This window comes from Shimia sp. MIT910701 (assembly GCF_047126315.1).
Taxonomy (GTDB): domain Bacteria; phylum Pseudomonadota; class Alphaproteobacteria; order Rhodobacterales; family Rhodobacteraceae; genus Shimia.
On record NZ_CP138953.1, the window covers coordinates 1,287,805 to 1,307,089 of the forward strand.

At 57.6% G+C, this 19,285-nt stretch carries 22 protein-coding genes; 19 read left to right on the forward strand and 3 right to left on the reverse strand.

Annotated elements, in window-relative coordinates; all coding sequences use genetic code 11:
• The first annotated feature begins 195 nt into the window (after window positions 1-195).
• Complete coding sequence (locus tag SIB38_RS06145) at window positions 196-408, forward strand: DUF1127 domain-containing protein (protein WP_412551627.1); 213 nt, start codon at window positions 196-198, stop codon at window positions 406-408.
• Window positions 409-491: 83 nt separating this feature from the next.
• Here the strand turns inward: SIB38_RS06145 and SIB38_RS06150 are convergent, their stop codons facing one another.
• Window positions 492-1,628, reverse strand: coding sequence for an adenylate/guanylate cyclase domain-containing protein (locus SIB38_RS06150; RefSeq protein WP_412551628.1), 1,137 nt, complete (start codon window positions 1,626-1,628; stop codon window positions 492-494).
• A 372-nt stretch (window positions 1,629-2,000) separates the two neighbouring features.
• On the opposite strand from SIB38_RS06150, the gene SIB38_RS06155 reads away from it, so the two are divergent.
• The 4 genes from SIB38_RS06155 (at window position 2,001) to SIB38_RS06170 (ending at window position 5,706) form a co-directional block, all read left to right on the forward strand.
• Window positions 2,001-2,984 carry a hypothetical protein gene (locus SIB38_RS06155; protein ID WP_412551629.1) on the forward strand — a complete coding sequence of 328 codons (984 nt, stop codon included), beginning with the start codon at window positions 2,001-2,003 and terminating at the stop codon, window positions 2,982-2,984.
• A 203-nt stretch (window positions 2,985-3,187) separates the two neighbouring features.
• Window positions 3,188-3,661, forward strand: coding sequence for a 50S ribosomal protein L15 (gene rplO, locus SIB38_RS06160; RefSeq protein WP_294116184.1), 474 nt, complete (start codon window positions 3,188-3,190; stop codon window positions 3,659-3,661).
• A gap of 108 nt (window positions 3,662-3,769) precedes the next feature.
• Complete coding sequence (secY, locus tag SIB38_RS06165) at window positions 3,770-5,134, forward strand: preprotein translocase subunit SecY (protein ID WP_294116186.1); 1,365 nt, start codon at window positions 3,770-3,772, stop codon at window positions 5,132-5,134.
• Window positions 5,131-5,706, forward strand: coding sequence for an adenylate kinase (locus SIB38_RS06170; protein ID WP_294116188.1), 576 nt, complete (start codon window positions 5,131-5,133; stop codon window positions 5,704-5,706). The genes secY and SIB38_RS06170 overlap by 4 nt, the downstream gene beginning before the upstream one ends.
• Window positions 5,707-5,765: 59 nt before the next feature.
• On the opposite strand, the gene SIB38_RS06175 is transcribed toward SIB38_RS06170, so the two are convergent.
• Window positions 5,766-6,203 (reverse strand): hypothetical protein, encoded by a 438-nt coding sequence (locus SIB38_RS06175; protein ID WP_412551630.1) that lies wholly within the window; start codon window positions 6,201-6,203, stop codon window positions 5,766-5,768.
• Between the two features lie 420 nt (window positions 6,204-6,623).
• Here SIB38_RS06175 and rpsM point away from each other — a divergent pair, with 420 nt between their 5' ends.
• The 6 genes from rpsM (at window position 6,624) to SIB38_RS06205 (ending at window position 11,225) form a co-directional block, all read left to right on the forward strand.
• On the forward strand, window positions 6,624-6,992 hold the full coding sequence (rpsM, locus tag SIB38_RS06180; protein WP_294116191.1) for a 30S ribosomal protein S13: 369 nt from the start codon (window positions 6,624-6,626) through the stop codon (window positions 6,990-6,992).
• Between the two features lie 15 nt (window positions 6,993-7,007).
• Complete coding sequence (gene rpsK / locus SIB38_RS06185) at window positions 7,008-7,397, forward strand: 30S ribosomal protein S11 (RefSeq protein ID WP_093325885.1); 390 nt, start codon at window positions 7,008-7,010, stop codon at window positions 7,395-7,397.
• Window positions 7,398-7,512: 115 nt separating this feature from the next.
• A complete protein-coding gene (locus SIB38_RS06190; RefSeq protein WP_294116193.1) occupies window positions 7,513-8,529 on the forward strand; it encodes a DNA-directed RNA polymerase subunit alpha in 1,017 nt (338 codons plus the stop codon).
• 148 nt (window positions 8,530-8,677) lie between these two features.
• Window positions 8,678-9,097: a 50S ribosomal protein L17 gene (rplQ, locus tag SIB38_RS06195; RefSeq protein WP_209064880.1), complete on the forward strand. Its 420-nt coding sequence runs from the start codon at window positions 8,678-8,680 to the stop codon at window positions 9,095-9,097.
• 146 nt (window positions 9,098-9,243) lie between these two features.
• Window positions 9,244-10,002: an alpha/beta fold hydrolase gene (locus tag SIB38_RS06200; protein WP_412551631.1), complete on the forward strand. Its 759-nt coding sequence runs from the start codon at window positions 9,244-9,246 to the stop codon at window positions 10,000-10,002.
• A 53-nt stretch (window positions 10,003-10,055) separates the two neighbouring features.
• On the forward strand, window positions 10,056-11,225 hold the full coding sequence (locus SIB38_RS06205) for an NAD(P)/FAD-dependent oxidoreductase (RefSeq protein ID WP_412551632.1): 1,170 nt from the start codon (window positions 10,056-10,058) through the stop codon (window positions 11,223-11,225).
• Window positions 11,226-11,234: 9 nt separating this feature from the next.
• Here SIB38_RS06205 and SIB38_RS06210 read toward each other — a convergent pair whose 3' ends face one another.
• On the reverse strand, window positions 11,235-11,543 hold the full coding sequence (locus SIB38_RS06210) for a hypothetical protein (RefSeq protein ID WP_294116198.1): 309 nt from the start codon (window positions 11,541-11,543) through the stop codon (window positions 11,235-11,237).
• Between the two features lie 134 nt (window positions 11,544-11,677).
• On the opposite strand from SIB38_RS06210, the gene SIB38_RS06215 reads away from it, so the two are divergent.
• From SIB38_RS06215 to SIB38_RS06250, 8 genes are all read left to right on the forward strand, one after another.
• On the forward strand, window positions 11,678-13,060 hold the full coding sequence (locus SIB38_RS06215) for a trypsin-like peptidase domain-containing protein (RefSeq protein ID WP_412551633.1): 1,383 nt from the start codon (window positions 11,678-11,680) through the stop codon (window positions 13,058-13,060).
• Between the two features lie 17 nt (window positions 13,061-13,077).
• A complete protein-coding gene (locus SIB38_RS06220; RefSeq protein ID WP_412551634.1) occupies window positions 13,078-14,403 on the forward strand; it encodes a replication-associated recombination protein A in 1,326 nt (441 codons plus the stop codon).
• 101 nt (window positions 14,404-14,504) lie between these two features.
• Window positions 14,505-14,894: a fluoride efflux transporter CrcB gene (gene crcB / locus SIB38_RS06225; RefSeq protein ID WP_294116202.1), complete on the forward strand. Its 390-nt coding sequence runs from the start codon at window positions 14,505-14,507 to the stop codon at window positions 14,892-14,894.
• Window positions 14,891-15,946, forward strand: coding sequence for an RluA family pseudouridine synthase (locus SIB38_RS06230; RefSeq protein WP_412551635.1), 1,056 nt, complete (start codon window positions 14,891-14,893; stop codon window positions 15,944-15,946). The genes crcB and SIB38_RS06230 overlap by 4 nt, the downstream gene beginning before the upstream one ends.
• Before the next feature lie 105 nt (window positions 15,947-16,051).
• On the forward strand, window positions 16,052-16,555 hold the full coding sequence (locus SIB38_RS06235) for a lactoylglutathione lyase family protein (RefSeq protein ID WP_294116204.1): 504 nt from the start codon (window positions 16,052-16,054) through the stop codon (window positions 16,553-16,555).
• A 52-nt stretch (window positions 16,556-16,607) separates the two neighbouring features.
• Window positions 16,608-17,285 carry an HAD-IA family hydrolase gene (locus tag SIB38_RS06240; protein WP_294116205.1) on the forward strand — a complete coding sequence of 226 codons (678 nt, stop codon included), beginning with the start codon at window positions 16,608-16,610 and terminating at the stop codon, window positions 17,283-17,285.
• Complete coding sequence (locus tag SIB38_RS06245; RefSeq protein WP_412551636.1) at window positions 17,282-17,992, forward strand: ATP12 family chaperone protein; 711 nt, start codon at window positions 17,282-17,284, stop codon at window positions 17,990-17,992. Before SIB38_RS06240 ends, SIB38_RS06245 begins: the two co-directional genes overlap by 4 nt.
• Before the next feature lie 200 nt (window positions 17,993-18,192).
• Window positions 18,193-19,209, forward strand: coding sequence for an amino acid ABC transporter substrate-binding protein (locus tag SIB38_RS06250; RefSeq protein ID WP_294116209.1), 1,017 nt, complete (start codon window positions 18,193-18,195; stop codon window positions 19,207-19,209).
• The last annotated feature ends 76 nt before the right edge of the window (window positions 19,210-19,285 follow it).

The following is a 19,285-nucleotide window of genomic DNA, read 5'->3' on the forward strand; positions in this document are numbered from 1 at the left end:
ATACGGAAAGCCTCGGCAATTGCCGGGGCTTTTTGCTTTCTGAGAGGTAAAGAGCCATGACAAAGATGCATATCGGACAGATCAATCTGGCAATTGTTGGCGCTAACGGTCGGGGCTATGTTGAGGGCACCAGAAGGTAAAACAGAAAATCGCCGAAAAATACGTTTCGGCACAGATAGATAAGGAGCCACCATCATGGCATTTGTTCAAACCGCTCAGACCGCCCGCATCGACCTTTTTGCAACCCTGCGTGCGTCCATTGAAGAGTTCAAAGCAGCCCGTGTGCTGCGTCAGAAATACAAATCCACCGTTCGGGAATTGGCCCGGATGAGTGACCGCGAGTTGGCCGATATTGGCGTCAACCGCTACGACATCAAAGGCATCGCCAAAGCCCACGTGTGCGGCTAAGTGACCTAAGACATCGATTGTAACGCCCCTGCCTGATCCGCAGGGGCGTTTTGTCTTTCAGGTGGACTGGGAGAGTGCCGGCATTACTCAGGCATCGGGCTGGGTGCATAAACCGCTTCTCCAGAAGGCAACCCCTTGAGGGAGAAAGTGCCGACTTGACGTGTTCTGGGCACCAAGTTCGCTGCGGCATGTGACATCAAAATTGGGCACTCTGTTTGGGCACATAGGCTTTCAATACGGGCCGCCAGGTTCACAGCTGGGCCCATGACTGTGAAGTCCAGCCGCTTTTCGCTGCCTACATTGCCGTAAAGCACTTCGCCGACGTTCAGGCCTATGCCAAAACGCAAGGTGTCGGTTTGGTGGCTGCTCGCAGCTTGGGCGGCCCGCAGGGCGCGGGCGACCGCGTCTTGTTGGCCTGCCGAAGCGGGAAAGATGGCCAACACCGCGTCCCCCATGAACTTAAGGATCTCACCGCTCTCCGAGGTCACCGTCGCGTCCATGACCTCAAAGAAGGTATTGGCGATGGCGACCGCCTGCTCCGGGTCACGCTCGACGTTGAGCTGGGTCCAGCCGCGCAGATCGCTGATCAGGATGGCGGCATCGATGATGTCGACGTGACCGCGGGTGATTTCACCGGCCCAAACCCGCTGGGCTGTGTGTTTGCCCAGGTAGGCCTCGCTCACGGCGGAAGAGAGTGTGGTGAGGCGTAATACTTCGATAAAGGGCGCAAGTTGCGCGGCGATGGTGTCGAATCCCGCGAGGTCGGGGGGTGTAAATCCGCCAGCGTGGCGGGTTGTGAGGGTCATGACGGCGGTAACGCGGTCCCCAAACAGGACAGGGAGCGCATAATAGTCGCTGCCACCTTGGGCACGCAGCTCGTGCAGGACCTCGTGATGGTCGGGAGCCAACGCGGACAGGTTTTGGCGAAAGGGTTTGCGGGATTGCGAGACGGTGGTCATCGGGCTGCCCGCATAGCCGCCGCGCGTCTCCAGCCCGTGGGTGCTTTCGACGACGGGTTTGGGGCCGGTGTCGTTCTCCCAGGTGGTGCCCACCGCGGCAAGCAACGGGTGCAGAGTGCGCATGGCAAAACGCAGACGCCAGACGGGGGCGTTTGCTTGCGCCAGCTGTGCGCCGAGCTGTTGGGTCAGATCGTCGAGGGTTTTGGCGGCGGCGGCGTTTGTCAGGAGCCAGTCGGTGAGGGTTTGGGGGGACCAAGGCATAGGGGGAGTTTAGTGGGGATTGGGCGGAAGGTAAAAGCGTTGGCCGCCTAGATCAAACGGAGTTTCCGCGAGGATCGAATTGTGGCCTCACGCTTTAGGTTGGGCTTTCTACGCAGTGAACAATTATTGCATGTGGCGCGTGCAGTTGAGACACTCAGTTGAACACTGAGCCGTCTTTAGCCTTTCTGACAGTCTGACGCGCGGGGCGGTCGCTCTGCGGTTCCGCCCTAATTCCGCCAAGAATCATCACTACTTTCAAAACCTAGTAGATTGTTAGTGAAAAAGGGTTGGAAATTGCCATTCGTTTTTTATGCCTTGGGCCTAGCGCTCTGGTTCGGCTTTTGGGTGCTGGTTTTCCGTGTGTTGAGCAGAATGCGAACAGCTGCAGCTGTTGGACGCGCGCTCTCGGATTTCAACTTCAGCCCGCGTGAGGTCTACAACGAAAGTCTCAAAGCGATGGAGCGCCACGCAGACGTCTGGCGGAATGCCGTGTTGGGCGAGAGGCCTGGCAAGACCCAGGGTGATGTATCAGACGAACCTCTCGCTGCCCTTTTCTTTTTTGTGAACCGATTGAGCCCTGAAGGGCTGGGCGAATTGAAGCCGGATTGGTTCTTGAGCCAGCGCCTTAAACCGATCCCGTCCGTTGAGCTTCACGCAATCCGGTTTTTTTGCGCGTGTGCCGAACTTTCGGATAAGGAGTTTCAAAAGGTTCGCCGCCGGATGTTGCGCCGACAGCGGGGCGAGGCGGACAAAATCTGGTCAACTTGGCGCGGTCGCATTTCCTCCCGCATGGAAAGGATTGCGCAGACAAAGGCGGATCATGAGGAAGGACGCCATCAGGCCAAACTGTGGCTGCAAGAGCGCGCCAGCCCCGTTCGAGATCAGGATCTGACCAACTGGCTGTGTGCGCAAAGCCCGGACGTGTGGCACGAGTTGAGCATCGGCGTCGAGTGGATGGGCGACGGCGCAGCCGAGCTTGTGCCGTTTGTCGAATGGCTGGTCGCGCAGCCGGAGTTGGACCGAAGTACGGCGCTATTGCTCTTGGCGCAAGCGGTTGGCGAAGGAATCGACGCAGAACCCTACGAGCAACATGACTGCGCACGCAACCAGGCCTGGATGAAGACCTTGCACGAAGGGCTGAAGACTGCATTTTATACTCAGATTCAATTGGCCATCCCGCCTGCAGGGAGACAAATGGTCGAGGCCTTGTTCGAACCTGAACACGCAAGTGGTTGGAAGCTGCCACATGTGGATTTGGATAAGATTCCAACTCGGCCACGCCACTCCGAGTGGGTTTTCATTGACAACCATCCGGTGGAAAGCTTCGAAGCTTGGAAAGACCGCCGCTTCGCTTAAGCTGTGATAGAGTGCTCCGCCCGTGAAATGCATCGTACACGTCTAGCTCAGCGCTCGGCCCGCGCAGCATCTTCCACATTGCAAAGCGCTGCCCAAGGGTCTATACGCCCCCGGTGGCGTTTTGCGCCCCGAGAATCAAAATCAAGAAAAGCCGTGTTTGGCCCGATACGCTTCGTGGGTCAGTTCCGGCAAGGAGAAGCGATATGAAACTGCACGAACTGCGCGACAATCCTGGCGCAACTAAGAAACGCATGCGCGTTGGCCGTGGCCCCGGTTCCGGTAAAGGTAAAATGGGTGGCCGTGGTATCAAAGGTCAGAAATCCCGTTCGGGTGTGGCGATCAACGGCTACGAAGGTGGCCAAATGCCTTTGTACCAGCGCCTGCCAAAGCGCGGCTTCAACAAGCCAAACCGCAAGGCATATGCTGTTGTAAACCTGGGCCTGATCCAGAAGTTCGTCGACGAGAAGAAGCTGGACGCCTCTGCCGCGATCACCGAAGAAGCCCTGGTTGCTTCCGGTCTGGTGCGCCGCGTTAAAGACGGCATCCGCGTTCTGGCAAAAGGCGAAGTTTCCGCCAAGCTGAACATCGAAGTGACCGGCGCCTCCAAAGCAGCTGTTGAAGCTGTCGAAAAAGCGGGCGGCTCTCTGACGGTCAAAACCGCGCCAGCGGCTGAATAAGAGGTTGTGAGCGGGCACAGACCCGCTTACATAATCTTCCAAGTTTTCCTAACGCCGCCAAACCGGGAAACGGTTCTGGCGGCGTTTCCAGTCTAAGAGAGATCCTAAATGGTATCTGCAGCAGAGCAAATGGCGGCCAACACCAGCTGGGCCGCGCTTGGTAAAGCCACCGATCTGCGCAATCGCATCCTGTTCACACTGGCATTGCTGATTGTCTATCGTCTTGGCACATGGATTCCGGTGCCGGGCATCGACGGCGTTGCCCTCCGTGAATTTATGGAAGAGGCGGGCGCAGGCATTGGCGGCATCCTGTCCATGTTCACCGGCGGTGCGCTGGGACGTATGGGGATCTTTGCTCTGGGCATCATGCCGTACATCTCGGCCAGCATTATTGTTCAGCTTCTTGGCTCGATGGTTCCTGCGTTGGAACAGCTCAAGAAAGAAGGCGAGCAAGGCCGCAAAAAGATGAACCAATACACCCGCTACGGCACGGTGGCATTGGCAACGCTGCAGGCCTATGGCCTCGCGGTCAGCCTGGAGGCCGGGGAGCTGGTCACCGATCCGGGTATGTTCTTCCGCTTCAGCTGCCTTGTGACGCTGGTGGGTGGCACCATGTTCCTGATGTGGCTGGGTGAGCAGATCACCGCACGCGGCATCGGCAATGGCATCTCCCTGATCATCTTTGTGGGCATCGTGGCCGAACTGCCAGCCGCTCTGGCACAGTTCTTTGTGTCTGGCCGCACCGGCGCGATCAGCGAAGCGGTGATTGTGGCCGTGATCTTCATGGTCATCGCAACCATCGCCTTTGTGGTCTTCATGGAGCGGGCGCTGCGTAAGATCCACATTCAATACCCACGTCGTCAGGTGGGCATGAAAGTCTATGACGGGGGCTCTTCGCACCTGCCGGTGAAAGTGAACCCAGCGGGCGTGATCCCGGCGATCTTCGCCAGCTCCCTGCTGTTGCTGCCAACCACCATTGCGACCTTCTCCGGTAGCCAAACCGGCCCAATCATGTCGACCCTGCTGGCCTACTTTGGCCCAGGACAGCCGCTGTATCTGCTGTTCTTCGTGTCCATGATTGTGTTCTTTGCCTACTTCTACACCTTCAACGTCAGCTTCAAACCTGACGATGTGGCCGACAACCTGAAGAACCAGAACGGCTTTGTTCCGGGCATCCGTCCGGGCAAGCGCACCGCAGAATACCTTGAGTATGTGGTCAACCGTATCCTGGTTCTGGGTTCTGCATATCTTGCGGCAGTCTGTCTCCTTCCGGAGATCCTGCGTGGACAATTTGCGATCCCGTTCTACTTTGGCGGCACCTCGGTTCTGATTGTGGTTTCCGTGACCATGGACACCATCCAGCAAGTTCAGAACCATCTGCTGGCGCACCAGTACGAAGGGCTTATTGAAAAGTCCCAGCTGTCTGGTAAAGGCCGGAACAAACGCAAACGCAAAGGACCTGCTCGTCGATGAATATTATTCTGCTTGGCCCGCCCGGTGCCGGTAAAGGAACCCAGGCTGGCCGTCTCGTAGAGAAGCGCGACATGATCCAGCTTTCTACGGGCGACATGCTGCGCGCCGCCAAAACCTCCGGTACGGAGATGGGCAAGAAGGTTGCCGAGGTCATGGATCGTGGGGAGCTGGTCACCGATGAGATCGTGATTGGCCTGATCCGCGAGCAGCTGGAAGGCGACAAAAAGGGCGGTTTCATCTTTGATGGATTCCCGCGCACCCTGGCCCAGGCTGATGCGCTGGCTGAGTTGCTGGAAGACTGCGGCGAGAAGCTCGACGCTGTGATCGAGATGCAGGTGAATGATGAGGTTCTGGTCGAGCGCATCATCAACCGCGCCAAAGAGGCGGTCGCCAACGGTGGTGAAGCCCGTGCAGACGACAACGCAGAAAGCCTGAAGGTGCGCTTGATGGCGTACTACAAGCAGACCGCGCCGTTGATTGGCTACTACCACGCCAAAGGCAACCTGACCTCTATTGACGGTCTGGCGTCGATGGATGAGGTTGAGGCCTCTGTGGCAGGCGTTTTGGGGTAAGCCCAGCCTGTGAGAGTTTGAGATCGGAGCGCCCTTGGGCGCTCCGTTTCGTTTTGGGGTTAGGCGGTTTGATTGTTCTGTAGTGTGAACAAAGAACGGGCCGCGTGGACGAACCCGAACAGTGCCATTTGTGATATGTAAAAAATCAGAAGAACGGGAGGCCACAGTAAGCTCTCATTGTAGCCGATCTGTTCAATAGCAATGCAAAAATAGCTTATTGGTCCAGTCGCCAATGCTCCAAAGCCAAAGAATGCTAAGAGTAACTTGGCGGAAGTCGTTGTTTCCGGAAGGGCTTGATTGCGAACAAAGGCAGACGTGAATTTTAGGCGTTCTTTGTTACTTTGCACCTGACGTGAACACCATATCCCGAAATAGATGAGCAGGAACGAAATTGAGAGCATCAGATAGAAGCTATTTGTTTTCCAGAGGACAAAAAAAGCGATGATCACAATCGCATTGCCCGAGAGGTTTAGTTTCAATCCGAGATCGCCCCGCATTCCGACTATGTACATTGGTTCCCTCTCTCTTAGTCTCCTCGTGACGTTAGTTCGCGTTAGAGTAGAGCTGAAGGGGGTGCCGCCTAGGGGCTGAAAAGAGTGTCCTGTACGACACGAAACCGGAACCTCTTCAAGTGGCTTGTGGAGGTGTTCCGTTGTGGGAATGCTAAGCCGTCGTGCCGCGTAACAGGCACAGGATCTATGAGAGAAGTGTGCCGTCGCACGTGGTGTCTTGACACCCCACCTAATCCCCCCTAAATCACCCCATCTCTTAACGGAGAATCAATTCTTTGCGCGTGGGTCGCACCCATGTTGCAAGACCACCTGATCAGCTGAGGCCCGATCGCTTGCTAGCGTCGGGCTTACGTTGTGAAAAAAGGTTCCGGAGCTACGGAACCGCAACGAAAAGGAAAGTGACACGTGGCACGTATTGCCGGCGTTAACATCCCGACCCACAAACGGGTCCCGATCGCCCTGACTTATATCACTGGCATTGGTCCAGCATCCGCCAAAGAAATCTGCGAGAGCGTGAAGATCGACGAAACCCGTCGTATCAACGAGCTGTCTGACGCAGAAGTTCTGGCTATCCGTGAGCACATCGATGCGACCTACACCGTTGAAGGTGACCTGCGTCGTGAAGTGCAGATGAACATCAAACGTCTGATGGACCTGGGCTGCTACCGTGGTCTGCGCCATCGTCGTAACCTCCCGGTGCGCGGTCAGCGTACCCACACCAACGCACGTACCCGTAAAGGTCCTGCGAAGCCGATTGCCGGCAAGAAGAAGTAAGGGAGGGTTTGATCAATGGCACGCGATAAGACTCGTACGAAGAAAAAAGAGCGTAAGAACATCGCCTCTGGTGTTGCGCACGTGAACTCTTCGTTCAACAACACCAAGATCCTGATCTCTGACGTTCAGGGCAACGCGATTTCCTGGTCCTCTGCTGGCACCATGGGTTTCAAGGGCTCCCGTAAGTCCACCCCATATGCTGCTCAGATGGCGGCGGAAGATGCAGGCAAGAAAGCACAGGATCACGGCGTGAAAACGCTGGAAGTGGAAGTTCAGGGTCCAGGTTCTGGCCGTGAATCCGCACTGCGCGCTCTGGCTGCTATCGGTTTCAACATCACCTCTATCCGTGATGTAACACCAATCGCACACAACGGCTGCCGCCCACCAAAGCGCCGCCGCGTTTAAGCGACATTTCTACTGGCTGGGGCCGCGTGTTTTGCACGGCCCCAGTTCGTCATTTTGAAACCTCGGGCGTCTGGTTCTTTTGGAACATGGGAACTGGACAAGAATGGAGGGACGCATGATCCACAAGAATTGGGCAGAATTGATCAAGCCTACACAGCTAGAAGTGAAGCCAGGCAACGACCCTGCGCGCCAAGCCACTGTTGTGGCAGAGCCGCTGGAGCGGGGCTTTGGTCTGACCCTGGGCAACGCGCTGCGCCGCGTTCTGATGAGCTCGCTGCAAGGCGCGGCCATCACCAGCGTACAGATCGACAACGTGCTGCACGAGTTCTCCAGCGTTGCTGGTGTGCGTGAAGACGTGACCGACATCATCCTGAACCTGAAGGGCGTGTCCCTGCGCATGGAAGTGGAAGGCCCTAAGCGTCTTTCGATCAATGCGAAAGGTCCGGGTGCCGTGACTGCTGGCGACATCAGCGACAGCGCGGGCATTGAAGTTCTGAACAAAGATCACGTGATCTGCCACCTTGACGATGGCGCCGACCTCTATGTCGAGCTGACCGTCAACACCGGCAAAGGCTACGTGTCTGCGGACAAGAACAAGCCAGAAGATGCACCTATTGGTCTGATCCCAATCGATGCGATCTACTCTCCGGTGAAGCGCGTGTCTTATGACGTGCAGCCAACCCGTGAAGGTCAGGTTCTGGACTATGACAAGCTGACCATGAAAATCGACACCGATGGCTCCATCACGCCGGAAGACGCCGTGGCCTTCGCCGCGCGTATCCTGCAGGACCAACTGTCGATCTTCGTGAACTTCGATGAGCCAGAATCTGCGGGCCGTCAGGAAGAGGACGATGGTCTCGAGTTCAACCCGCTTCTGCTGAAGAAAGTGGACGAGTTGGAACTGTCCGTACGCTCTGCGAACTGCCTGAAGAACGACAACATCGTTTACATCGGCGATCTGATCCAGAAGACCGAAGCAGAGATGCTGCGCACACCGAACTTCGGCCGCAAGTCTCTGAACGAGATCAAAGAAGTGCTGTCCGGCATGGGCCTGCACCTCGGCATGGATGTCGAGGACTGGCCACCAGACAACATCGAAGATCTGGCCAAGAAGTTCGAAGACAACTTCTAAGTCTTGCAAGATTTGAGCGGGTCGCGTAGGTGCCCCGCTCAACCAATGCCCGGACCTGCCGGGGAAAATATGGGCTTCCGCCCCAAGGTGAACCGGTGACACGCATCACTGGTCTGACAAAGCAAAAACGCGAATTAGGAGAAATCAAATGCGTCATGCTCGTGGCTATCGCCGCCTGAACCGTACTCACGAACACCGTAAAGCCCTGTTTGCCAACATGGCGGGTTCCTTGATCGAACACGAACAGATCAAAACCACCCTTCCAAAGGCAAAAGAACTGCGTCCGATCGTTGAAAAACTGATCACGCTGGCCAAACGTGGTGACCTGCACGCGCGTCGTCAGGCAGCGGCTCGTCTGAAAGAAGACCAGTACGTTGCAAAACTGTTTGACGTTCTGGGCCCACGCTACGCAGAGCGTAAAGGTGGTTACATCCGCATCATGAAAGCCGGCTTCCGCTATGGTGACATGGCGCCAATGGCGATCATCGAATTTGTGGATCGTGACGTTGATGCAAAAGGCGCGGCCGACAAGGCTCGCGTGGCAGCTGAAGAAGCCGCCGAAGAATAAATCTCCATCTGGATCAACCAGATGCCTGGACCCCTGCCAGAATGGCGGGGGTCTTTTTCGTTCCAGGGTATACCTGAGGCAACCCGTCACATTTTGGATCCAAAAACTCAGCACTACCTCTGTGAGGAAATGCAAAAGGTGCCGCAATGACGACCTCTCCCCAAGCTCCTGTTTTCTTTTGCCATGGCGTGCCCGGTTGCCCGCAGGATGCGGCATTTTTGGCAACGAACGGCCGTGTGGTTGTGGCGCCAAACCTGCTTGCGTGTGAGGGTTCCGCGCCGTTGGAACATTTGGCGTCTACGTTTGGTGCGGCTGTGGCTCAAAATGGCGGGCAGGCGTTCCATGTGGTTGGGTTTTCGATTGGGGCCATGGCGGCGTTACGCTTAGCGGCTGAGCGCCCGAAGCAGGTTGCGCGAGTGACAGTAGTGTCGCCAGCAGCGCCTTTGCAGCTGGGAGAGTTCCTGCCGGACATGGCAGGTGCGCCGGTGTTTAAGTTGGCTATGAAGCGTCCGCGTGTGTTGCGGATGCTGACGGCCGCGCAGGGCTTACTGGCGCGCAATGTGCCCGGAATGTTGATCAAACAGTTGTTTGCCAAATGTGGGGTGCAGGAACGGGCTTTGTTGGCGGACCCGCAGTTTGTGACAGCTTTGACCGAAGGCATGCGCAACAGCTTTGTCACGCACCGGGCAGGGTATCTTGCGTATCTGGCGGCCTATGTTGCCGACTGGTCTGACGTGTTGCGCAATGTTCAAGCGCCGGTCGAGATATGGCACGGGGACAAAGACACCTGGGCGCCGTTGGAGATGGCCGACGCGATCAAGGACCTAGTGCCTTCGTCTTGTGTGCTTCATGTGGTGCCGAATGGGGAGCACTATTCCACGTTGAAAGCGGTGCGGTTGGGCTAGCGTTCCGGAGGGGCTCGCGGCATGGTCGCGTCGAGGCAATAGGAGGGGCATTGATGGGTTTTGACGTGATTGTGGTGGGCGCTGGCCTATGGGGCAGTGCCTGTGCGCGGCATTTGGCCGAGATGGGCGTAAAGGTTGCACTGGTGGGACCCTCAGAGCCGACGGATGCCGCGACGCACAGGGGCGTGTTTGGCAGCCATTATGACCAAGCACGGATCACGCGTAGGATGGACAGTCGCATGGATTGGTCTCGGTTCTCGTCCGCGTCCATGGCGCGGTACGCGGACGTCGAAGCACTGGGCAATCGTCGCTTTTTTCATCGTGCAGGCTCTGTGATTGCGGGGCCAGCACAGGGCGAAGGAAGCGACTACACGCGCGCCACACAGCTGAATGGTGAGAAAGAAGGGATCGATTTTGAGGTTCTTTCCGGTGTCGAATTGAATGCAAAGTTTTCTTTCTTTGGGTTTCCGGCGGATATCCACGCGCTGTTTGAGCCGGATGGTGGTTGGATCGATCCGCGCGCGCATGTGGCTGCGCAGATTGCAGCGGGACAGGCAAATGGCGTGACCCTGTTGCGAACGGAGGTTTCTCAGGTTGATGAGACCTCAGGCGGCGTGACAGTGACCTGTCGCGATGGTAGCAAACTTGAGAGCGACAAAGTTATCGTGGCAGCGGGTGCGTTCTCAAGAGCTGAAGGCCTGTTGCCGGACGTGCCTGAAATTGCAGTTTTTGCACGCACAATTGCCTTGGTGGAAATTGATGCGGAAGAGCAGGCGCGGCTGCGAGACATGCCTTCTACCATCTACATCCTCCCAGATGGTGTGCGCGATATCTATGTATTGCCGCCGGTGGTCTATCCGAATGGCAAAACCTATATCAAGCTGGGCGGCGATCCGGACAACAAAGAGCTAAACTCTCTCTCTGAGATGAAAGACTGGTTCCGCAGCGGCGGGAACGCGGATGTCGGGGCGTATCTATTGGAGCAGCTTTTGGCGGTGATGCCCGGGCTGCGGTATCAATCCTTGTCTCATGGTGCCTGTGCCACCAGTTTCACCCGCAGTCGTCATCCGTTGATCTATGGTCAGACGGACCGGATTTTTGCGTTGACCGGGGGCAATGGGGCCGGGGCGAAATGCGCGGATGAGATTGGGCGACTGGGGGCGCTCAGGGTGTTGGGTCAGGCGTTGGATGGGCAGGGGTACGGCTCGTCGTTTTTACCGTAGCAGTGCGTTTTAGACGTACACTAGATCATAGACGTAGGACTTTGGACCTTTGCGGTTGACCCATATGCCTTCGGGCGGGGCCTCTGGAGATTGTGGCGTGAGCTGATCCCAGGGGCGGCCCATGATTTCGTCACTGTCAAAGTCGGCGGCAACCCAGCCCAGGACGGCGTGATGTACAATCCAATACGGGCCGTCTTCACGCAGAAAGCCTGTTCTACCACGCTCGTCCGTTGCGCGGGTGAATGTGTAGACCAACCCGTCGAGCTGGCGGTGCAACTCGAAGGCGGTGATTGGTGTGGATTGTTGGTCGTAAGACATGGGGTGATGCTTCCGACGTTGGCGCGCTAAGTCAATGGTTTCGGGCGGATGTCTGCCGTCGCAAGCGGTGGAGTGGCTTGCATTATACAGGACCGCTGCGCATATGCGTTGCACTGAACAATTGAGGATGACGCATGATCCGCGCTGTATTGATTTCCCTCACGCTGGGCCTAGCCACCACGGTGTCGGCAGAGACCAAAGTCCCGCAATCGCAGGCCGAGATTTCGATGGGCTTTGCGCCTTTGGTGAAAGAGGCGGCGCCAGCGGTGGTGAACATTTTTGCCAAGCAGATTGTGCAGGCGCGGCAGACGCCGTTCACCGGCGATCCGTTTTTTGATCAGCTGTTTCGGGGGTTTGGCACGCCGCAGCCGCGGGTGGAGAACTCGCTGGGCTCGGGAGTGATCCTGTCGGAGGACGGCATTGTGGTGTCCAACTATCACGTGGTGGGCATGTCGACTGACATTCGTGTGCAACTCAATGATCGCAGTGAGTACACAGCCGAAGTGCTTCTGGCGGATGAAGAGAGCGATTTGGCCATTCTGAAGCTGAAGGATGCCGAAGGTCTGCCGTTTTTACACTTCCGTGACAGCGACAATGTCGATGTGGGCGAGTTGGTCATGGCGATTGGCAACCCGTTTGGCGTGGGGCAAACCGTGACCAGCGGGATTGTCAGCGGCTTGGCGCGGTCGGGCGTGGCGACGGGCAATGCGCGGGGTTACTTCATTCAGACCGATGCGGCGATCAACCCCGGCAACTCCGGTGGGGCGTTGATTGACATCAATGGCGATCTGATTGGCATCAACACCTCGATCCTGACTCGGTCCGGTGGGTCCAACGGGATTGGTTTTGCTATTCCGGCCAATCTGGTGGAGCAGTTCGTGGATCAAGCGCGTGCCGGTTTTGAGGGCTTTCAGCGGCCTTGGGCGGGCATGTTTGGTCAGCCGGTGGATGCGGATATGGCGGAAGGTTTAGGGCTTGACCGTGCCGGTGGTATCGTCGTGTCCGCCATGCATGAAGTCAGCCCATTTTTGGCCGCGGGTGTGGAGGCAGGCGACGTGATCGTGGCGCTGGACGGGCAACCGGTGAACACGCCTGCGGAGATGATTTTCCGCATGTCGGTGGCGGGGCTTGGCAGTGAGGTTGCGGTTGAAACCCTGCGCGACGGTGAGTTGATGACGCGCATGGTGACGATGGATGTGGCGCCGGATGTGCCGAGCCGTGACACCATCGAGACCGGGCGCAAGTCGGCGATCCCGGGCATGGTGATGTCCAATATCAACCCTGCGGTGTTGGGGGAGTTTGGACTTCCGCTGAGCCTGGAAGGTGTTGTGGTAGAAAATCCGGGTGAGATCGGCGCGCGGCTGGGCATTGGGCCAGGAGATGTGTTGCGCGTGATCGACGGCTCAGAGATCCTCACCACAAAAGATGCGGACAAGGCTTTGCGGGATGCGCGCAAGCGGCTTACGTTGGAGGTCCAGCGCGGCACCCAGCGGGTGGTGATGCGCTTTAGACTGTAAGGACTTCTGGGCGCACGATGGCCGACCTTTTTGACACCACACCGGCGGACATTCCTGTCGCGGAACCGAAGGACGAAGCGCCGCGTCCTCTGGCGGATCGGCTACGGCCAAAATCTTTGTCCGAGGTGATTGGGCAGGAGCAGGTGCTGGGCGCAGAAGCGCCTTTGGGCGTGATGCTGTCCTCAGGGTCTTTGTCGTCGCTGATCTTCTGGGGGCCGCCCGGTGTGGGCAAGACCACCATAGCGCGGCTGCTGGCGGATGATACTGAGCTGCATTTTGTGCAGATCAGCGCGATTTTCACTGGTGTGCCGGAACTGCGCAAAGTGTTTGAAGCCGCCAAAGTGCGGCGGTCCAATGGCAAAGGCACGTTGTTGTTTGTGGATGAGATCCACCGCTTCAACAAAGCGCAGCAGGATGGGTTTCTGCCGTACATGGAAGACGGCACTATTCTTCTGGTGGGAGCGACAACGGAAAACCCGTCGTTTGAGCTCAACGCTGCGGTGCTGTCGCGCTCGCAAGTGCTCGTGCTGGAGCGGTTGGCTCTGGGTGATCTGGAGCGCTTGGCGCAGCGGGCTGAGAAAGAGCTGGAAAAGCCCTTGCCGCTGGATGGTCCGGCGCGCGAAGCCTTGTTGGAAATGGCGGATGGTGACGGGCGGGCGTTGCTCAATTTGATTGAGCAGGTCATGGCCTGGAAAGTAGACGGCAAGCTCGACACCGATGCGCTCTCCACACGGCTGATGCGGCGGGCAGCGAAATACGACAAATCTGGCGATGAACATTACAACCTGATTTCGGCGTTGCACAAATCGGTGCGCGGGTCTGATCCGGAAGCGGCACTCTATTGGTATGCGCGGATGCTGGAGGGTGGGGAAGACCCGCGGTTTCTGGCACGACGACTGACCCGGATGGCCTGTGAGGATATTGCTTTGGCCGATCCACAGGCACAGAGTATGTGCCTCAGTGCCTGGGAAACTTATGAACGGCTAGGCAGTCCCGAAGGGGAGTTGGCGCTGGCGCAGGCGGTGATTTATCTGGCGCTCGCGCCGAAGACCAACGCGGGTTATGCGGCCTATAAGGCAGCGCGGGCTTTGGCGAAGAAAACCGGCTCTGAGCCCCCGCCCAAGCATATCCTAAATGCGCCAACCTCGTTGATGGCAGACCAAGGCTATGGCGACGGTTATCAGTATGACCATGATGCCGAGGACGGGTTTTCGGGGCAGAACTACTTCCCGGAAGGTATCAAGCGGCCGGTGATCTACACGCCGGTGGAGCGCGGGTATGAGCGCGAGTTGAAGCGGCGCATGGAGTATTTTGCCAAGCTGCGCACCAAACGGAACGGGTAGGGGGCAACCCCCGTTGTCATATTGGCGATTCCTCCGAGGTATTTGGGGAAGAAGAAAGCGGTTTTCTTGACATTGCGGGGCAAAGCGCAGAGAGACGCGTGATGGTTTTAAACGTGGCATATGTGGCTTTGGGTGGCGCAGTGGGCGCAGCGTTGCGCTATCTGCTGGGCATCGGTGTGGTGCGGCTGATGGGGCAGGGATTCTGGAATGGCTTCCCGCTGGCGATCATCACCGTGAATGTGATTGGCTCTTTTCTGATGGGGGTCTTTGTGGTGTTGGCAGCGCAGCGCGGCCTGACACATCTGTCGCCTTTGGTGATGACCGGGCTGCTGGGCGGTTTCACAACGTTTTCGGCGTTTTCGCTGGAAACTGTGACGCTGATGGAGCGCGGGGCCTTTGGCGCGGCGGCGTTTTATGTGGCTGTTTCGGTGATTGGCGCGGTGGGCGCGTTGATGCTGGGGATGGCCGTGACGAGAGGATTTCTGGCATGAGCCGGGTAAAGACAGTGACCGTTGCAGACGGTGAAGGCGATCAACGGCTGGACCGGTGGTTCAAGCGCAAGTTTCCCCATGTTGGGCAAGGGCAGATCGAGAAGATGTGCCGCAAGGGCGAGATCCGAGTGGATGGCGGCCGGGTGAAGGCCAATACCCGTGTGGAGGAAGGCCAGAGCATTCGCGTGCCGCCCCTGCCGTTGCCGCATGAGGTGGCGCAGCGGGAAAAGACGCGGGCTGTGACCAAGGTTAGCAAAGCTGACGCCAAAATGATGCTGGACAGCGTGATCTACAAAGATGACGAGATCATCGCGATCAATAAGCCGGCGGGCCTGCCCACGCAGGGCGGCAGCAAGCAAACGCGGCATGTGGATGGTCTGTCTGTGGCGTTACAGTTTGACTATGACGAGAAGCCACGTTTGGTGCATCGGTTGGACAAGGACACCTCTGGGGTGTTGTTGCTGGCGCGCACGCGGGCTGCGGCGAAGGCGCTGACCGAAGCGATGCGGCACAAACAAACCCGCAAGATCTACTGGGCTGTGGTGGCCGGTGTGCCGACGCCGTATCTGGGCGAGATCAAATACGGCTTGGTGAAGGCAGGCGGCCATGGGGCGCGCGGTGAAGGCGAGAAGATGATTGCGGTGCATCCGCGCGAGGTCGAGAACACGCCGGGCGCCAAACGTGCCATTACGCAATACGCGACTTTGTATCGTGTGGCCGGGCGGGCCTCCTGGGTGGCGATGGAGCCGATCACCGGCCGGACGCACCAGCTGCGCGCGCATATGGCGGAAATTGGTCATCCGATTATCGGTGACGGCAAGTATGGAGGTTCCGGTCAGGAAAACCTCGGCGATGGCTGGGGCGCAAAGCTGGGTGGGATGATGTCCAACAAGCTGCACCTGCATGCGCGGTCGATGACGTTTGAGCATCCGGTGACCCGCAAACAGGTGACTGTGACAGCAGAGTTACCGGAGCATATGGCGCACACCTGGGAGACCTTTGGCTGGTCCGAAGATCTCGCAGCAGACGATCCATTTGAGAGCCTGCGCTAGCGCTTTGTCGTCTCCCAAGAGATTTGGCGCGTAAGTGAAGTCGTGGCATGCTGAGGCATTCCGCGACTTTTTTTCTTTTGCACGTAATTTTGAGAGGAGAAGCCTATGCCGGCTGTGTCGTTTTCCCATATTGGCATCACCGTGCCCGATCTGGATCGGGCGGTTGAGTTTTATACCAAAGCCTTTGATCTCTACCTGTTGATGCCGCCTGCCGAGGTTTTGCAGGACAACAGTGCGATTGGCGAGATGTGTGATGATGTGTTTGGCGCAGGATGGGGGCGGTTTCGGATTGCGCATCTGTCCACTGGCGATGGGGTGGGCATTGAGCTGTTTGAGTTTCCCAAGACCGACGACAGCAAGCCGCCGTTTGATTATTGGAAACCGGGGATTTTTCACTTTTGCCTGCAAGACAGCGATCTTGAGGAGCGTGTGAAGCGCATTGAGGCGCTGGGCGGGAAACAGCGGATGCAACAGGTGCGCTACTACTATCCGGATCAGAAGCCCTATCGCATGGTCTATTGTGAGGATCCGTTTGGCAATCTGGTGGAACTCTACAGTCATTCCTATGAGCTGACCTATTCCTCGGGCGCCTACTCCGACGATGCTTGACCTCTGAGCGTGTCCGTGGTGAAGCAAGCGCCACAGAACACGCGGAGGCCAAATGCGGCTCAAACTGGTGATTTTTGATGTGGATGGCACGCTGGTGGATAGCCAGGGGCTGATTGTCGAAGCGATGAACCTTGCCTTTGACGGTGAGGGATTGGCGCCGCCAAGCCGCGAAGACACGCTGTCGATTGTGGGGCTTTCGCTGGATATGGCGATGTTCAAGCTACTGCCAGAGGCGGATGCCGCGCTGCGGGTACGTTTGGTGGACGGCTATAAGCAGGGATACATGCATCGGCGCGCAGAGACAGGTGTGGCCCAGTCATCGCCGTTCTTTGCCGGTGCACGCGATGTTTTGGAGCGGCTGCGAGCGCAGGACGATGTGCTGCTGGGCGTGGCCACGGGCAAGTCGCGGCGCGGGCTCGACAAGTTGATTGAAGGTCATGGCTTGCAGGGCATGTTTGTCACCACGCAGGTGGCCGATGACCATCCGTCCAAACCACATCCGTCGATGATCACAACAGCGCTGGCGGAAACCGGTGTGGATGCGCGGGATGCGTTGATGATTGGCGACACAAGTTACGACATGGAGATGGCCGCCGCCGCCGGTGTGGCTGGCATTGGTGTGGGGTGGGGCTATCACGCGCGGGATGCGCTGGGCGCAGCTCATCGTATCGTTGAGGATTTTGCGGCGTTGGAAAATGCGCTGACACAGATTTGGGAGGGTCAGCCATGAGCGAATGGGCCAAGAAACGATTTTGGAAAGAGACAACCTATGAGGCCACAGAAGGCGGTTACAAAGTGTTGTTGGACGGGCGCGGCGTAAAAACCCCGGCCAAGGCGCCGCTGGTTGTGCCCACCGAGGCGATGGCCAAGGCTGTTGTGGAAGAGTGGGATGCGCAGGACGAGAAAATCGATCCGAGTACCATGCCGGTTACCCGCTCGGTGAATGCGGCCATCGACAAGGTTGCGGTGCAGCACGGTGAAGTGGCGGATATGTTGGCGGAGTACGGTGGCAGCGATTTGGTCTGTTATCGCGCCACAACTCCCGAAGAGTTGATCGCCCGTCAGGCGGCGGCCTGGGACCCGCTTCTGGACTGGGCCGCAGAGACTTTTAACGCCCGATTGAAGCCGGTTGCCGGGGTGATGTTTGAAGCGCAGGACGCTGACGCGCTAAGCAAGCTTAGCGAGAAAACACACGGCTTTGACAGCTTCGAGTTGGCCGCGTTCCATGATCTGGTGGGCATCTCCGGATCGCTGATCATCGGATTCGCCGCAACCTGTGATTTGCACCCGATCGAAACGCTTTGGGAACTCTCCCGAATCGACGAGCAATGGCAGGAAGATCAGTGGGGACGCGACGAGGACGCCGCAGAAGAAGCGGAGAAGAAAAGGCAAGCGTTTATGCACGCTTACACCTTCTACAAGCTGAGCAAAGACTGAGCGTTTTGCATGTAAAACAAGGTCAAGAGGCTGATAGCGCAAGCATTGATAGTATTGCGTGATGGACCTCTTGACGTTTGGCGATGAATGCGACCAAACTGAACACCGATGTGAGGGGGGTGTAATCTCTGATCATCTACTTTCGGTCTAACAGGACCAAAAACCACCCGGGATAGGGTGGACAACAGGAAGAGGTAAAAATGAAAAAATCCGTAGTTTTCGGTGCACTGACAGTTGCTGGCCTGGCGGCCGGTGCAGCTGCTGCTGGCACGCTTGACGATGTTAAAGCGCGCGGCAAGCTGAACTGTGGTGTGACCACCGGTCTGGTTGGCTTCGCGGCACCTGACGCAAACGGCGAATGGATGGGGTTCGACGTTGGTGTGTGCCGTGCAGTGGCAGCCGCTGTACTGGGCGACCCGAAAGCGGTCGAGTTTGTTCCGACCACCGGTAAGACCCGCTTCACCGCGCTGGCTTCCGGCGAGATCGACATGCTGGCACGTAACACCACATGGACATTCTCCCGTGACGTAGACCTGAAGTTCACCTTTGTTGGCGTGAACTACTATGACGGTCAGGGCTTCATGGTTCCAAAAGAACTGGGTGTGTCCTCCGCGAAAGAACTGGACGGCGCAACCGTTTGTATCCAAACCGGTACCACCACCGAGCTGAACCTGGCGGATTTCTTCCGTTCCAACAACATCAGCTACGAGCCGGTTCCAATCGAAACCAACGCAGAAGCTCAGCAGCAGTATCTGGCAGGCGCATGTGACGTGTACACCACCGACGCATCCGGTCTGGCGGCGACACGTGCGACCTTCGAAGATCCATCTGCGCACGTTCTGCTGCCAGAAATCATCTCCAAAGAGCCTCTGGGCCCACTGGTGCGTCACGGCGACGACAACTGGGGTGACGTGGTTCGCTGGTCCCTGAACGCTCTGATCACTGCAGAAGAGCTGGGTGTGACCTCCGCAAACATCGGTGAGATGGCTGCAGGCACCAACAACCCAGAAATCAACCGTCTGCTCGGCACCGAAGGCAACCTGGGCGAGATGCTCGGCCTGAGCGCTGACTGGGGCAAAAACGCTGTAATGGCGGGCGGCAACTACGGTGAGCTGTTTGAAGGCAACATCGGTGAATCCACTCCGATCGGTCTGGCCCGTGGCCTGAACGCTCAGTGGACCGACGGCGGCCTGATCTACTCCCCGCCCTTCCGCTAAACACATCACGGAAAGGGCGCGGTTCATACCGCGCCCTTTTCGCATTGAAGACCCACAACAATAATCGGCCATGGCG

Bases quoted from the DNA above. Each gene is read 5' to 3' on its own strand.
- SIB38_RS06215 (WP_412551633.1), top strand. From the start codon at position 11,678: ATGATCCGCGCTGTATTGATTTCCCTCACGCTGGGCCTAGCCACCACG.
- SIB38_RS06245 (WP_412551636.1), top strand. From the start codon at position 17,282: ATGAGCGAATGGGCCAAGAAACGATTTTGGAAAGAGACAACCTATGAG.
- SIB38_RS06150 (WP_412551628.1), bottom strand. From the start codon at position 1,628: ATGCCTTGGTCCCCCCAAACCCTCACCGACTGGCTCCTGACAAACGCC.
- crcB (WP_294116202.1), top strand. From the start codon at position 14,505: ATGGTTTTAAACGTGGCATATGTGGCTTTGGGTGGCGCAGTGGGCGCA.
- SIB38_RS06230 (WP_412551635.1), top strand. From the start codon at position 14,891: ATGAGCCGGGTAAAGACAGTGACCGTTGCAGACGGTGAAGGCGATCAA.
- SIB38_RS06250 (WP_294116209.1), top strand. From the start codon at position 18,193: ATGAAAAAATCCGTAGTTTTCGGTGCACTGACAGTTGCTGGCCTGGCG.
- SIB38_RS06190 (WP_294116193.1), top strand. From the start codon at position 7,513: ATGATCCACAAGAATTGGGCAGAATTGATCAAGCCTACACAGCTAGAA.
- rpsK (WP_093325885.1), top strand. From the start codon at position 7,008: ATGGCACGCGATAAGACTCGTACGAAGAAAAAAGAGCGTAAGAACATC.
- SIB38_RS06235 (WP_294116204.1), top strand. From the start codon at position 16,052: ATGCCGGCTGTGTCGTTTTCCCATATTGGCATCACCGTGCCCGATCTG.
- SIB38_RS06170 (WP_294116188.1), top strand. From the start codon at position 5,131: ATGAATATTATTCTGCTTGGCCCGCCCGGTGCCGGTAAAGGAACCCAG.
- SIB38_RS06210 (WP_294116198.1), bottom strand. From the start codon at position 11,543: ATGTCTTACGACCAACAATCCACACCAATCACCGCCTTCGAGTTGCAC.
- SIB38_RS06205 (WP_412551632.1), top strand. From the start codon at position 10,056: ATGGGTTTTGACGTGATTGTGGTGGGCGCTGGCCTATGGGGCAGTGCC.
- SIB38_RS06155 (WP_412551629.1), top strand. From the start codon at position 2,001: ATGCGAACAGCTGCAGCTGTTGGACGCGCGCTCTCGGATTTCAACTTC.
- rplO (WP_294116184.1), top strand. From the start codon at position 3,188: ATGAAACTGCACGAACTGCGCGACAATCCTGGCGCAACTAAGAAACGC.
- SIB38_RS06200 (WP_412551631.1), top strand. From the start codon at position 9,244: ATGACGACCTCTCCCCAAGCTCCTGTTTTCTTTTGCCATGGCGTGCCC.
- rplQ (WP_209064880.1), top strand. From the start codon at position 8,678: ATGCGTCATGCTCGTGGCTATCGCCGCCTGAACCGTACTCACGAACAC.
- SIB38_RS06220 (WP_412551634.1), top strand. From the start codon at position 13,078: ATGGCCGACCTTTTTGACACCACACCGGCGGACATTCCTGTCGCGGAA.
- SIB38_RS06240 (WP_294116205.1), top strand. From the start codon at position 16,608: ATGCGGCTCAAACTGGTGATTTTTGATGTGGATGGCACGCTGGTGGAT.
- SIB38_RS06145 (WP_412551627.1), top strand. From the start codon at position 196: ATGGCATTTGTTCAAACCGCTCAGACCGCCCGCATCGACCTTTTTGCA.
- SIB38_RS06175 (WP_412551630.1), bottom strand. From the start codon at position 6,203: ATGCGGGGCGATCTCGGATTGAAACTAAACCTCTCGGGCAATGCGATT.
- secY (WP_294116186.1), top strand. From the start codon at position 3,770: ATGGTATCTGCAGCAGAGCAAATGGCGGCCAACACCAGCTGGGCCGCG.